At 36.1% G+C, this 11934-nt stretch carries 12 protein-coding genes; 2 read left to right on the top strand and 10 right to left on the bottom strand.

The window, feature by feature from the left end:
- Positions 1 to 30 precede the first annotated feature (30 nt).
- Complete coding sequence (locus HCB38_RS10715; protein ID WP_185319489.1) at positions 31 to 891, bottom strand: GRP family sugar transporter; 861 nt, start codon at positions 889 to 891, stop codon at positions 31 to 33.
- A 271-nt stretch (positions 892 to 1162) separates the two neighbouring features.
- On the opposite strand from HCB38_RS10715, the gene HCB38_RS10710 reads away from it, so the two are divergent.
- Complete coding sequence (locus HCB38_RS10710; RefSeq protein ID WP_185619788.1) at positions 1163 to 2422, top strand: MucBP domain-containing protein; 1260 nt, start codon at positions 1163 to 1165, stop codon at positions 2420 to 2422.
- Between the two features lie 47 nt (positions 2423 to 2469).
- On the opposite strand, the gene HCB38_RS10705 is transcribed toward HCB38_RS10710, so the two are convergent.
- From HCB38_RS10705 to HCB38_RS10695, 3 genes are all read right to left on the bottom strand, one after another.
- A complete protein-coding gene (locus HCB38_RS10705; RefSeq protein ID WP_185638472.1) occupies positions 2470 to 4833 on the bottom strand; it encodes a LapB repeat-containing protein in 2364 nt (787 codons plus the stop codon).
- Between the two features lie 274 nt (positions 4834 to 5107).
- Positions 5108 to 6367 (bottom strand): DUF1214 domain-containing protein, encoded by a 1260-nt coding sequence (locus tag HCB38_RS10700; RefSeq protein ID WP_376740638.1) that lies wholly within the window; start codon positions 6365 to 6367, stop codon positions 5108 to 5110.
- A 68-nt stretch (positions 6368 to 6435) separates the two neighbouring features.
- Positions 6436 to 7293 (bottom strand): GRP family sugar transporter, encoded by an 858-nt coding sequence (locus HCB38_RS10695; RefSeq protein ID WP_003759931.1) that lies wholly within the window; start codon positions 7291 to 7293, stop codon positions 6436 to 6438.
- 114 nt (positions 7294 to 7407) lie between these two features.
- Between HCB38_RS10695 and HCB38_RS10690 the strand changes: the two genes are divergently transcribed.
- The gene (locus tag HCB38_RS10690) at positions 7408 to 7692 is read left to right on the top strand and encodes a transcriptional regulator AbrB family protein (protein WP_185319492.1); all 285 of its coding nucleotides are present in this window, start codon (positions 7408 to 7410) and stop codon (positions 7690 to 7692) included.
- 43 nt (positions 7693 to 7735) lie between these two features.
- Here the strand turns inward: HCB38_RS10690 and rsmI are convergent, their stop codons facing one another.
- Genes rsmI through holB form a run of 6 tightly spaced genes read right to left on the bottom strand, consistent with a single transcriptional unit; the run spans position 7736 to position 11911 of the window.
- The gene (rsmI, locus tag HCB38_RS10685) at positions 7736 to 8617 is read right to left on the bottom strand and encodes a 16S rRNA (cytidine(1402)-2'-O)-methyltransferase (RefSeq protein WP_185607994.1); all 882 of its coding nucleotides are present in this window, start codon (positions 8615 to 8617) and stop codon (positions 7736 to 7738) included.
- The gene (locus HCB38_RS10680; RefSeq protein ID WP_003759922.1) at positions 8614 to 8886 is read right to left on the bottom strand and encodes a GIY-YIG nuclease family protein; all 273 of its coding nucleotides are present in this window, start codon (positions 8884 to 8886) and stop codon (positions 8614 to 8616) included. Before HCB38_RS10680 ends, rsmI begins: the two co-directional genes overlap by 4 nt.
- Complete coding sequence (locus tag HCB38_RS10675) at positions 8870 to 9622, bottom strand: tRNA1(Val) (adenine(37)-N6)-methyltransferase (protein ID WP_185319811.1); 753 nt, start codon at positions 9620 to 9622, stop codon at positions 8870 to 8872. The genes HCB38_RS10680 and HCB38_RS10675 overlap by 17 nt, the downstream gene beginning before the upstream one ends.
- Before the next feature lie 57 nt (positions 9623 to 9679).
- Positions 9680 to 10069, bottom strand: a complete 390-nt coding sequence (gene yabA / locus HCB38_RS10670; RefSeq protein WP_185319494.1) for a DNA replication initiation control protein YabA — start codon at positions 10067 to 10069, stop codon at positions 9680 to 9682.
- 10 nt (positions 10070 to 10079) lie between these two features.
- Positions 10080 to 10913 carry a PSP1 domain-containing protein gene (locus HCB38_RS10665; protein ID WP_070024341.1) on the bottom strand — a complete coding sequence of 278 codons (834 nt, stop codon included), beginning with the start codon at positions 10911 to 10913 and terminating at the stop codon, positions 10080 to 10082.
- 5 nt (positions 10914 to 10918) lie between these two features.
- Complete coding sequence (gene holB / locus HCB38_RS10660; RefSeq protein ID WP_185319495.1) at positions 10919 to 11911, bottom strand: DNA polymerase III subunit delta'; 993 nt, start codon at positions 11909 to 11911, stop codon at positions 10919 to 10921.
- Between the last annotated feature and the right edge of the window lie 23 nt (positions 11912 to 11934).

Genomic DNA, 11934 nt, shown 5'->3' with positions numbered 1-11934 from the left:
ATCATTTTTCGTGTTAAACGAAATAATTAATTAAGCCCCTTTTGCGACGCCAATTAAAATACCTCCGAAAACGACTAAAATTACCCCAACAATCACATAAAACATTTCTTTTCTTGTTTTCTTTTCTTTTAATAGTACAATCCCGCCAATTGTAGAGATAACCACTCCTAATTGTGAAAGTGAAAACCCCGTCGCAACCCCCACAAGTTGATTTGCGTGAACCATCGCAACATTCCCAGCTGCCCAGATTACTCCTGGAATAGTAAGTAAGAGCGTTCGTTTATTGAAACGTTTTTCCGTACCACCACTATGTGTCATAATTAGCGCACTTAAAACCATCCCAATTGCTTGCGGCAAAATCGCATTAATTCCATCAATTTTGAAACCTTGTATAAGAACAACTAAGCCAACATAACCACAAGCAGAAATGAATAATGTGATTAAACCTTGTTTTAACGTACTAACGCCATCTTCTTCTTTTTCAGCATAAGATGTTAAGAAAATACCACCAACAATCAGTGCTAGTGCGATAAATCCTAAAATAATTCGCAGCGCCGTATCCCACTCATGAAATAAGATTACACCACAAAGAGTTGTTCCGACTAATTGCATTCCTGTTGAAATCGGCATAGCTTTTGAAACACCAATAATTTTGAAAGCTCTTAGTTGGAACATCTGACCCACAGTCCATAGACACCCTGTTATAAAACTAATCCCCACCGTTTTAAGTGTATATACCGGATCTGTAAAGAAGAAAACGATTATTGCAAAACTTAGCGCTCCTAATGTCATCCCTATTGTTTGTTGTCTCGTTGAACCACCAAATTTTGTAATAATAAGTGGTACTGTTCCCCATAGTAGCGCAGGAATCAGCGCAATCATAATGTTCAAATCGTTTTCCTCCTTGTTTGCCGTTAAATTTAGTTTTCAATTACTTTATTATATCTGAAATAACAGGAAGATGATAGAGGGTTTCAGAGTAAAAAACACTTATCTAGAACGAAGTAACCAAGTATTTCTCCCTCTTTTTATGATTCTCATTAGTCATATTTTAGACAAATAATGAGCTGGTAATACTACTATTATTAAACTATCCCTCTAAATTTAAGTGCTACAATAATAATATATAAAGTCCATTATTAGGAAAGAGGTTATTTTAAAAATGTTTACTAAGAAAAAAACCATCACCAGCCTCATTATTTTAGGCTCTCTTGCTGGCCAAATAGCGATTACACCCATTTCTGCCCAGGCTGATACTAACCGTACAAATAATATTTCCTTACTACAAAATATAAGCGAAAACGTGAATGTTCCATATAAATATACAACTACTCTTACTATGCCTGATTTAACTGGGCAAACTCCAGAAAACTATCAATTTGAAATAAAATTAGTACTTCCTACTGGTATGGATTATACGAATTTGCATATTTTTGTAGGCGAGGAAGATATTACTGATCAAACTGGTACAACTAACTATGATAAGGAAACTAATTCTATTACCTATAAGTTTGATAAAGTCACTAGTTGGGACAGTTTATCAAAATCGAAAATAAAAATGGAATGGAAAACTTCTTATTCAGGTGAAGGCGGAGAAGCAAATATTGATTCCTTGCTCGCGACATTGACTGCTACAAGCAAAGACAGGGCTAACAACGAAACGACAACTCGTGGAACTTTAAAGCCAAAAGACATTAATGCTCCTATTGTTTCAGCAGATAAAACGGATATCTCTTACAGTCCAGGAAGTAACATTACAGAAGAACAATTTTTAACCGATATTAATGCAAGTGTTACTGATAATTATGATTCTACTGTCAGTCTAACAAGCAATTTTTCTTCTGCAGTTGACCTATTAGTTGCTGGTAATTATTCTGTGAATGTGCAAGCAACAGACAGAGCTGGTAACGTATCAAACACAATCAATGTCAAAGTGCACATCGCTAATCCTACACCTGTAGCTGGAGCAGAAGTAACTGTTAATTACCTTGATAGTGCTGGAAATAAACTAGCAGAATCAGATACATTAACCGGAATTATAGATAGCGATTATCAGTCAACTAGCAAAAAAATCTCTGGTTATTCTTTAGAAAGCACACCCGAAAATGCAATGGGTACTTTTACTGACACTGCTCAGACGGTTAATTATATTTATAAAAAGGATATTGTAAACTCTACGCCGGTGGTTGAAAATTCAGTTACTCCGGTAGTAAAAAAATCAGCTGTAACAAAGCCTACTGAAAAGGTAACTGTACCTATAAAAGAAAGTGTTCCGCATACTTCTACTACTTCTTCAGAAAAGAAAACAACCCATACATCTCTACCAACAACTGGCGATACTAATCAAAGCATCTTCGCTAAAATTTTGGGCGGTTTGCTTATTCTAATAAGTACTCCACTTCTATTCTTTAAAAAGAAATAAAAAAAATCACCCAGTAAAATTTTTTACTGGGTGATTTTTTATTTTGATTAATTATTTTTTTTAATTTTAGAAGTTGTTAATCCAGCTAACATGAGCACTCCCATAAATACGAAGATCAAATCGGTAGTATCACCAGTTTTTGGAAGTTTTATAGGATTTTGATTGGTTGGTAAATGTGCTTTTAAATTCTTTCCAATTTCTTTAGTTGAAGTTTTTTCAAGTGTTAAAGCTGACTTTTCTTTTGGCTTATAGCTTGGTACATATTTAGCTATTGTTTCGTTTAATTCATCTGTAATCGTATTACTTAAGCTTTTTTCACTATTGTTACTTTCACTATTGCTGCTATCACTGTGTTCAGTAGTGGGTTCTGCTACTTTAGTTTCTGATACTTTTACAGTAACAATTGTTTCTGAACGATTTCCAGATAAATCTTCTGTAAAAATCATTGCTTTATAGCTACCCGGTTTAGAAGTATCAACTTCGGAAAAATCTACATGTATACTTAATTCTTCATCGTAGTTATCTGTCGCTGTAATTCCTGCTTCGGTAATGACTAGTTCATCTGTAATTTTACTATCTTTCGCAACGGTTATTTCCGAATTATCGACTTGAATAACAGGTTTTTCAGTATCAACAATTTTGATGGTAATTTTAATAGGGTCTGCCGAAGCACCACTTTTACTTTTAGCAGTTATGAAAGCTTCATAAGTTCCTAATTTATTAGTATCTACTTCATTTATATCCACATCCATCTTAATATCATTATCGTAAGCATCAGTAACATTTGCTCCAGATTTAGCAAGAAGCAATTCACTAGTTAATTCTGTGCCAACTTCCAATGAAAGTTCACTATTAGCAACTGTTACTTGTGGTTTTTGAATGTCATTAATATGCACTACAACAGAAACAGCCTCCGCTTCTAAACCATAACTATTTGTTGCTTGTAGCGTAACTGTATAATCACCTGGTGTTGTAAAGTCGACTACTTCCTTATAGTCACTAGTAATTTGCGCATTTTCAGAAGCAGATGCATGAATGTCCCGTAAAAATGTTGCTTCGTCTACTGCGTTTACTGGATTATAAGAAATGTTCTTATCAGCGGAAATAACTGGTAAAGCTTTTACTTCCACCGGTTGGTTCACTGTACCAGTGTATTTTCCGGTAATTGTCGAGCTATTAATCACTTCATCAAACGTATAGGAAACTTTAGATAGATCTGTTAAATTTTCTCTTGACCAAATGATGTTTTGATTTGAATAGGTTCCATTGTTAGAAATCGTTTTTGGCGTAACTATTTTTCCCGCTAAGTTTTCAACCTTATTCGAGATAGTTAAGTTTTTTGCTGCTATCGTTTTTGGAAGTGTAATTGATTGTTTTTCAGCATTTATCGTTTTAAGGCTGGATAAATTAGCTAGTTTAGCTGTTTCAAGTTTGTCTATTTTATTATTTCTTACATTAAGTGAAGTCAGTACAGGAAGATTATTAAGTTGTGGTAATTTAGTAAGCTCATTACTGCTAAAATCCATGCTCGTAACGGCTGAAAGATTTTCTATGTTTATGGTGTCACTATCTAAATAATTACCACTAATATCAACTCTTGTAATTTTTGGTAAGTTGCTTAATGTTATACTTTCGAGCTCGCCCCAGTCAATTGTAACAGCAGCAGCAACTCTACCTATACTGTCTAAGCTCTCTAGATTTTTTAAAGTTAAACTCTGTACTTCCAACTCATTAATATATAAATTTGTTAGCTTAGGTTGATTTTCAATATCTAATTCTGTGATGTGGTTACCTCTTAAATCCAAGGTAATTATTGCTGATGCAGGGTTTGTTAGGTGCAAAGTTGAGGTTATTTCATTATTTGCTGCATTTATAGATTCGAGCTTAGGCATACTTACTAATTGGTTTATATTCGTTAAGTTATTAGAACTTAGGTTTATTGATTGTAAGTTTGTTAAGTGTTCTATTCCTGCAAGGTTAGAGATATTCTTGTTAGAAGCATCTAAGTTTGTAATACTTTGCAACTGGCTTTCAGTTACTCCTACATTTATATCTTCACTACCAGTAATTGTTTTAGCAATTATTTTGGCTAAATTAGCATCAGGGAAAAAAGTAGCATACGTATTTTCATTTGTGGAATTTGTGGAGTTTGATGTTAATTTATCACTTTTAACTACTTTAGATTCAGTAGGGGGAGTTGGGATAGGTTCCTCATTGATCGGCTCTTGTTCCTCTTCTATTTGATTATCAGTTGAGCTATTAGATTTATTATCGTTATTCTCTAAGTTACTGTTTACCTCTTGTTCAGTAATAGCTTCCTTAGTTATAGTTTCCTCCGCACTGGCATAAATACTTGGACTAACTAGACTAAAACACAAAGCAAGAGAGACAGCAGTAGTTAACTTCCTCATTTTCGTTTCCTCCAGATTGTCATTAATATTATTTAACACTACTTATAATAACAGACTTCACAAAGATTTTTTTCTATTTTTAGTATCAATAAAAGAGAGTAACCGCTGTATCTATGTCTTTTTAATGAACAAATGGCGCAAAATGAAATCATATATATTAAAAAAGTATATTGAGAATATAAAATGTATAAGAATCACTTTCTCAAAAAAAACTAAGCATGTAGATACCTTTATTAAAGGCATCTACATGCTTAGAATTTATTAACTGATTAATTTATTGTACTTCAAGTGGTGGTAAAAATACTTTTCCTTCTAATACTTCTTTTTTTGGAACATATAAGCGGAAGTTTAACGAGAAATTTTTGCCAGCTTTACTTGGTAACCAGTTACCTGGGTTAATATCTGCTGGTTTTTCAGCTGCGATATAAAGGGTTAGACTTCCATCATCATTTGTTTTAGGTCCAGTATAATCATTGATGCTAAATTTATTTAAATCATTCGGAATAACATGATAGTCTGGGACCCCGTAAAGTGTAACGGACCAGAAAGCTTCTGCTAAACTATTTGGAAGTTGTTCTTTCGGAAAATGAATTTTGTAGACTTTATCTCCATTTAGAAGCTCACCATCTGTACCTTTTTGACCAATGAAATATAAAGCTTCTTGGATAGAATTTGCCCAGATGCCTCCATAATTAATAATTGCTCGTGCTAAAATATCGTTTTCAAATGCTCCTGCCACATAAGTAACTGACCATCCGCCTTTTTGCGTTCCGAAACCTTTTGCCCCATCAGTAAAATAAGGAATAGCTTCTTTTATTATGAGGTTTCTTACTTCTGCTTTTTGCTCGTCTCCAAGCTCAATATAAGCTGCAACTTGTCTTGCTTTATCTTGAAATTCAGGTGCTTTAGGCATTTTATCAGGATAAGTTGCTAGTAATTCTTCTAAATTGGAATAGATTTCTTCTAACAAGAAATCTGCATTAGTGAAATGTGGGATTTCAAGTGGTTCTTTGATTTTTATATTATCTGGCGCGTCAAATTTGAATGCTTTTTGAAGTTTTACTGCACCATCTGGATCGTCTTTTTGTTCTACACGAAGAAGCACTTTCACTTTTTCTGATGGTAATTCGATTTTTACAGCATCACTTGGAATGGAAGGATTTGTTCCTTTTTTAACGAAAGCAAATTTTCCATATGGGTGATCCGGATAATTACGTTCATTGATATTTGTTACCACTTCACCCCAACCATCTAGAATTTGAACTGTGTAGTAACGGTTTTTAATTTCTGGTACTTCTAAAACAACAGCATTATCGTCGTCTACAGCAATCCAAGCCTCTGAATAAACCACGTCAAAGTTAGGATTTACAAAATTCGCGTCTGCTGGTGAGATCGAATTATGCTTAAGGGTGTTATATGGAATTTTATCTTCTTTTGTATCAAAATTTTCTTGACGTAAAACGAGATACCGCGATAATAAATAAACATAAGATTCTTTTACAAGTTCACCATTCACTTCTAATTTCGCATTCATTTTCAACATAACCACCTTTAGTTTAGATTAATTTAAGTATAGCATTATATCAAACCGGAAGCTCAGTCTTAGCTTTTAGCGATTCCTATCATCGTTCCACCGATAATAACTAAGATGACTCCGATAATGACCAGAATAAGTTCTTTCTTGGTTTTTTTCTCCCCTAGGAAAAGGATTCCTCCAATGGTCGAGATTACAACACCCATTTGTGAAAGTGAAAAACCTGTGGCAATCCCAACCAATTTGTTTGAGAAGAGTAAAGCCAAGTTACCAGTGGCCCACATGACCCCTGGAATCATATTTAACCATGTTTGTTTTGTAAAACGTTTTTCTTCAGACTTAATAGAGAATAATAATCCTGCGACTACCATACCGATTGCTTGAGGTAAAATCGCATCCCATCCACTAATATCAAACCAGCGAGTGATAACAACATATCCTACATAACCTACTGATGAAATAAGTAAAGTAACAATTCCTTTTTTCATATTTTGTCCAGAATTTTCGTCTTTATGTTGTTGATAACTCGTTAAAAATATCCCGATAATAATAAGTGCTAATGCGGAAAAACCTAGAATTAATTTAGATGTCGTTCCCCATTCGTGGAACGCAAAAACACCAAACAGTGAAGTACCGACTAATTGCATTCCTGTTGAAAGTGGCATTGTTTTAGAAACGCCCACTTGCGTAAAGGCCCGAAACTGATTCATTTGCCCTAAGCTCCAAAATGCCCCAGAAATAAAACTAGCAATAATAATTGTGGCTGTATATTCTGGATTTGTAAAAATAAAAACACCTATTGCGAAAGCTAGTGCCCCGAATGTTGTACCAATAATTTGTTGCCTCGGCTTACCACCAATTTTCGAAACAACTAATGGCATAATCCCCCACATTACTGCCGGGATTAATGCTATAACTATATTCATTTTTTATTCCCCCTAATTCTTCTGCTTATGGTCTATACCCTTTTCTTCTCGAATTCATTCCTATTATATTCATAATCTGTTAAAATGAATTAAAATTATCAAGAAGGTGAAAAAATGAAATCAACTGGAATGGTAAGAAAAATCGATGAGTTAGGTCGTGTCGTTATCCCAATTGAAATCAGACGGACAATGAATTTAAACGTAAAAGATTCTTTAGAAATTTTTACTGATGAAGATGCAATTATATTGAAAAAGTATTCTGCTGGTTTGGTTTGTGACATTACTGGTGAATTTTCTGTTGATAATAAAAAATTCGCAGATGGCAAATTGACACTCAGTAAAGAAGGTGCTGCGGAATTAATGGAAGAAATTAAACGCCGCTTTGGGGATACATTATAAAAAAATCATGCGCGAAGTCTTTTTTAAGGGCTCGCGCATGATTTTATTTTATTTCATGATAAGCAGAGTAAACTTCTCTTTTGGGTAGATTTCTCACTTTCATAACAGTTTTAATAGCATCTTTAGAACTAATATTTTCCTGTTCCATTACCGTGCTTACGTGTGATTTAATATCAAGTTCTTGCCACCATAGTTGCTCTTCTGCAAGTGGTGGATTGGCATTTCCTTCAATAATTAAGCAAAATTCACCGCGGATTTCTTCGTCCACTGCCCAGCTTAGCGCATCTTCAATTGTTCCTCGTAAAAACTCTTCAAATCGTTTTGTAAGTTCTCGACACAGAACTATTTTCCGGTCATTTCCAGTGATTTTAATAATCGCTTTTAAAGTTTCTTTTAAACGATGTGGTGATTCATATAAAATCCACGTTTCTTCGCGCGCCGCTAGTTTTTCAATCGCTTGGGTACGATCTTTGTTTTGGCGTGGAAGAAATCCGTAAAAATAAAATGGCTGGGGTGCTAGACCCGACGCAATCAGTGCAGTTAGAGCAGCATTAGCTCCTGGCAGTGGAATGACTGGAATATTAGCATTTAGCGCACTCTGAACAAGTTCGTATCCCGGGTCAGAAATAGACGGCATGCCAGCATCACTAACTAGCGCCACCACTTCGCCATCTATCATCCGCTGAATAATATTATCTTCTTTATTTTCTTTTGTAAATTGATGATAACTCGTCATTCGGGTCGTAATTTCAAAATGATTTAACAGTTTCACAGTATTTCGCGTGTCTTCCGCTGCAATAATGTCTGCTTCTTTAAGCATACGGATTGCACGGAATGTCATATCTTCTAAATTACCAATCGGTGTAGGCACTAAATACAATGCTCCTTGACTAGCACCGCTGAAACTTTTTTGACTTTTTATCATTTCGACTCTTCCTCCCGTTCGCTTAAGTAGCTGTCTTTATTTTTGCGCGATAGTTTTTTGAAAGCAGCTTCAGCTTTAGTGGCTTCACTTCTCGTTTCAAATTTTTCAAAATGGATGACTTTTACTGGGCGGCGTGTTTTAGTGTATTTGCATCTAATTCCCGCATTGTGCTCGGCTTCTCGGCGCGTTACATCCGTCGTATAGCCGCCATAATAAGAATTATCGCTACATTTTAGTACATAAAAGAAATGTTCATTCGCTTTCGCCATATAAAATCTCCTTAATAACCGGGGTATACTCACCTAACTCATCATATACGATAACAGGTGGAACATACTTCACGCCTGGCTTTCCGTCCTTGATGCCTTCTACGAGAACTGTATTTGCTTCTCGGTCGATTCGCGGATGGACAAGCTGGATACGTTTCGGTTCTAAGCGGTATTTTCTCATTAAATCAATAATATCTAGTAAGCGCTCCGGCCTGTGAACAAAATTCGCTTTACCACCTTGTTTTAAAAGGCTTGCGGCAACTCGAATTGTATCTTCTAGCGTACACATAATTTCGTGACGAGCGATACGGTAATGTTCGTTTTCATTTTTCAAGCTTGTAGACGGAGTGGCAAAATACGGTGGATTACACGTAACGATATCTGCACGTTCTTTTGGAATTAAATCAGTAATATTATTTAAATCGTATTCAATAATTTCAATTTGGTCTTCCAGTTGATTATAGAATACACTTCTTTTGGCCATGTCTGCAAGGCGCTCTTGAATTTCCACACCAACTATCTGTGCTTTTGTTCGTGTACTTAGTAACAAGGGAATAATACCATTTCCGCTACATAAATCAATTATTTTCCCTCTACGAATTGGTAAATAACTGAATTTTGCAAGGAGAACCGCATCTATTGAGAAAGAAAATACCGATGGACTTTGAATAATCCGCAAATTTTCTGCTAATAAATAATCGAGTCTTTCATCGCCTATTAATTTGAGTTTTTCCAAATGATTCACCTTTTCTAACAAAAAGCCCTTCTCCTGAATCGAGAAAGGCTCGTCATGTTATTTTTTATTGAGCAAGGACAGACAAAATAAACAATCTTCATCATTGCCACGCGGGCTGCCGAAATGTACATTGCAAACATGAAATCCTTCCTTGTAAAGTTGGACAAGATTGTCATAACCTTCCCCAAGTTCAATCATTTGCTGCATTGCTTCTTTCCGATTTGGCGCCATTACACCATGTTCAGCCTCTGTTTCGACTTTAAGTTCTGGTGTTGCTTCATCGGTCAAAGAAAGTCTGCGTCGCAAATGTTCATTTTCAAGGTTTAATCGGTTATTTTCTTCCAACATTTCGCCTAAGTTTGTCTTTAGATCTCCAAGTTGCTGATACAATTCGCCAATTTGCTCCTCCATATTACTGACTGAGTCAAAAATAGCTTTTTTATCCAATTTTTTCACCTCAAGACTTTGCCGGTTGTTTTAGAAATTCGTTGTATGGGCGTAACTCGTCCAATTCGTATTCTATAACCGTCTCTTCTTCGGGCAAACTCACTTGTAGGATTCTAGACAGCAAGTTGATTCCCGAAACACGTGCTTCTATGCCTTCTGGAGTTTTTACTTTTACACCAACATCTGGCATTTCACGTTTTGCTTGCTCATATTCATCATTCTCGTATTTCAGACAGCACATTAAACGTCCACATAAACCAGAGATTTTCGTTGGATTAAGGGACAAGTTTTGGTCTTTGGCCATTTTGATAGAAACAGGTTCGAAGTCACCTAGGAAAGTGGAACAGCAAAGCATACGGCCACATGGGCCAATCCCACCAAGCAATTTCGCTTCATCACGAACGCCGATTTGGCGAAGTTCGATACGGGTCCGGAAAACAGACGCTAAATCTTTCACGAGTTCCCGGAAATCAACACGACCTTCTGCAGTAAAGTAAAAAATAATTTTGTTTCGATCAAATGTGTAATCCACGTCCACCAAACTCATATCTAATTCACGCTCGCGGATTTTTTCATCACACAGTAAAAAGGCTTTCTGACAAGAGTCGCCATTTTCAGCGACACATTTATAATCTGCTTCTGTTGCGACACGAAGTACTTTTTTTAGCGGTAAAACGACATCTTCTTCATCCACATAGCGCGGTTCAATGACCGTTTTCCCAAATTCGATACCTTGTGCATTTTCAACGATGACACCTTGGTTTTCTGTGATTTCCAGATCTCCAGGTGAGAAATAATATATTTTACCCACGTCTTTAAAACGGACGCCTACAATTTTAAGCATAGCGATTACCTCCCTTGGATTTCCAGAACTAACTGCTCCATTAGAAGTTGCGTGTTCATATTGGAATCCAGTTTTGATTTCGCAGCGAGAATCTTCTCGATTTCCCCTGTGGTTTCGGACAGTGACTTGCGTAGCGCATCTTGTCCGAGCATTTCTTTTTGCGCAGTGCAAATAGGTTCATAGTTCTCATCAAGCGTAAGATGTAGCCTATCGCGATAAAGCAGTAACAATAATTCAAGTCCAAGCGCCATTTTATCTTTTTCTTTAAAAAGTGGCATCCATGATTCTTGAATGATAATTAATGGGCTAGTTCCTTGATGATGAATTCCTTCGTATAACTTGATGACAACGTTTCTTGCCTCACTAAACCACTCACTCTCTTCAAAAGCCTTTGCTTCTTCCACACTACCAGTAATACTAGCGTAAATCCGCGCTTTTTGTTCGGAAATGCCTGCCGCTGTTAGTGATGCGAGTAGACTATCAAAAGTCAGTGATTTAAATGTGACTGGTTGCAGTCTTGATTGAATTGTTGGCAAAATTTGCCCGGGATTTGTCGTTAAAAATAGTAATAACAAACCGCCTTCTGGTTCTTCTATAAATTTCAGCAGACTATTGGCTGATTGAACAGTCATTTTTTCTGCATCGTAAATGATAACTACTTTTTGATCTGATTCCATTCCGCGTTTGCTTAATTCTTGCTTTAGCGTGCGAACCTGATCTATTTTAATACTAGCTCCATCTGGCTCTAGCAAATGAACATCCGGATGATTATGACTCGCTATTCTTATGCAATTGGCACACTCGCCACAAGCAAGGTTGGTTTCAGTCCGCTCCAAACAAAAAAGACTCTGAGCTAACCAAAGTGCTGTGCGTTTCTTACCTGTACCTCTTGACCCTTCTAATAAATAGCCGTGAGATAATCGATTTTCGCGGACACTTTTTGAAAAAATCTTCATGACCACTGGTTGCATCATTGTAAGTTCATCCTGTAATCCCACAAAAAACTTCCTTTCTATCCATA

It is taken from the genome of Listeria farberi, from assembly GCF_014229295.1.
GTDB lineage: Bacteria > Bacillota > Bacilli > Lactobacillales > Listeriaceae > Listeria > Listeria farberi.
Note: the sequence above shows the minus strand (reverse complement) of the source record. Positions and strands in the feature narration are given on the sequence as shown.

Excerpts from the sequence above, each read along its gene's own strand:
- HCB38_RS10710 (WP_185619788.1), top strand. The coding sequence starts at position 1,163 with ATGTTTACTAAGAAAAAAACCATCACCAGCCTCATTATTTTAGGCTCT.
- HCB38_RS10705 (WP_185638472.1), bottom strand. The coding sequence starts at position 4,833 with ATGAGGAAGTTAACTACTGCTGTCTCTCTTGCTTTGTGTTTTAGTCTA.
- HCB38_RS10700 (WP_376740638.1), bottom strand. The coding sequence starts at position 6,367 with ATGAATGCGAAATTAGAAGTGAATGGTGAACTTGTAAAAGAATCTTAT.
- HCB38_RS10695 (WP_003759931.1), bottom strand. The coding sequence starts at position 7,293 with ATGAATATAGTTATAGCATTAATCCCGGCAGTAATGTGGGGGATTATG.
- HCB38_RS10690 (WP_185319492.1), top strand. The coding sequence starts at position 7,408 with ATGAAATCAACTGGAATGGTAAGAAAAATCGATGAGTTAGGTCGTGTC.
- rsmI (WP_185607994.1), bottom strand. The coding sequence starts at position 8,617 with ATGATAAAAAGTCAAAAAAGTTTCAGCGGTGCTAGTCAAGGAGCATTG.
- HCB38_RS10680 (WP_003759922.1), bottom strand. The coding sequence starts at position 8,886 with ATGGCGAAAGCGAATGAACATTTCTTTTATGTACTAAAATGTAGCGAT.
- HCB38_RS10665 (WP_070024341.1), bottom strand. The coding sequence starts at position 10,913 with ATGCTTAAAATTGTAGGCGTCCGTTTTAAAGACGTGGGTAAAATATAT.